Here is a 1,514-nt window from a genome sequence, read left to right on the forward strand (position 1 = left end):
AAACATACTAAGATTAGTGGGTAAGGTCATCGACGGGTGATCTTACCCACTATTTCTTTTTTGAGTTATAGTGAGGAGTGAAAGAAAGCCCGACCGAAGCCTCAGGGATTACGAATCCGAATAAAAAACTGGGCTTCTTCACTTTCATTTTTGAATCAGGTTTAAGTATGTTGGGGCCATCAGAGCTCGTGTATAGGAAATTGGAATCGAAATGAATAAGTGAAGATCTTTCACACAAACAAAAGAGAGAGGTAGTAAAATGGGAACAGTAATGGCTTTAGATGTTGCGATGGGGAAAAGCTATAAGGTTGTTTATAATGATCAAAGTTGTCTTTCTGAAGGTGAGGTTATTCATAATCAAACTGGTTTTCAAGAGCTATTGAACGAAATTCAAACTCTTCCAGATGATTTAATGCTTGTGTTTGAATCTACTGGCATTTACTCCAAACCAATCGAAGCATTTTGCCAAAAAAACCAGATACGTTATTGCTTATTAAATCCTCTTGCAGCGAAAAAACAATTAGAACAAGGAACTTTACGAAGTTGGAAAACAGACAAGCATGACGCCCATAAATTGGCACAAGTTCATCAACAGAATGACCGACCAGAAAAAACACAACAGTCAAACATCTATAATGAACTACGTGATTTATCCCGTTTTTATCAAGAAATAGAAGATGATATAAAACGCACACGGATGTACTTACATAATGCATTGCAATTAAGTTTTCCTGAGCTTGAACGATTCTTTTCAAGCAGAGTCACACCATATGCGCTAACCCTAATTAACTTGTTTCCGCATCCAGAATATGTGTTACAAAGTAGTAAAACAAAAATCAAAAATTTATTAATGAAAAGTACGACCAAAAAAATATCGGAGAATCGCGCGAAACAAAAGGCAAATCAAATTATTGAATACGCCAAAGAGTCTTATCCAGCTGTTTCTCCAAACAGCGTTCAAACTCAAAAAGTGCAATATTACGCAAGGCATCTTCATCGACTATTAGAAGAAAAAGAGAATATTTCTAAACAAATGATAGAGAAAGCTAAACAGCTTCTAGAGTTTGAAGTACTCACTAGCTTTCCAGGGATCGGTGAAATCAGTGCAGCACTCTTCATCGGAGAAGTTGGTGACATTACACGTTTTTCAAATCACAAAAAAGTCAACGCCTTTATTGGTATTGATATACGAAGATATCAATCTGGAAAATATGCAGGCCAAGATCACATTAATAAGCGGGGTAATCCAAAAGGAAGGAAAATCTTATACTTCATTGTTCGAAACATGATACGCCAACAGAAGGCAGCACCAAATCACATTGTAGATTACTATTACAAATTAAAAAAACAACCTCATCCTAAAAAGGACAAGGTTGCCGTAGTAGCTTGCATGAACAAACTACTAAAATGTATCCATTCCATGGTCAGGAACAATACAAAGTACGATTACTCGTACGCGATCTCTATGGGCCATTAATTAATTCGTATTATATCACATATTCTCCCTCAGTTAA

Annotated in this window: 1 protein-coding gene; it reads left to right on the forward strand. The window is 36.2% G+C overall.

Annotated elements, in window-relative coordinates:
- The first annotated feature begins 259 nt into the window (after positions 1-259).
- A complete protein-coding gene (locus AC3ASS_RS14180; protein WP_488284153.1) occupies positions 260-1,477 on the forward strand; it encodes an IS110 family RNA-guided transposase in 1,218 nt (405 codons plus the stop codon).
- Positions 1,478-1,514: the final 37 nt, after the last annotated feature.

This window comes from Bacillus sp. JST-5 (assembly GCF_057747715.1).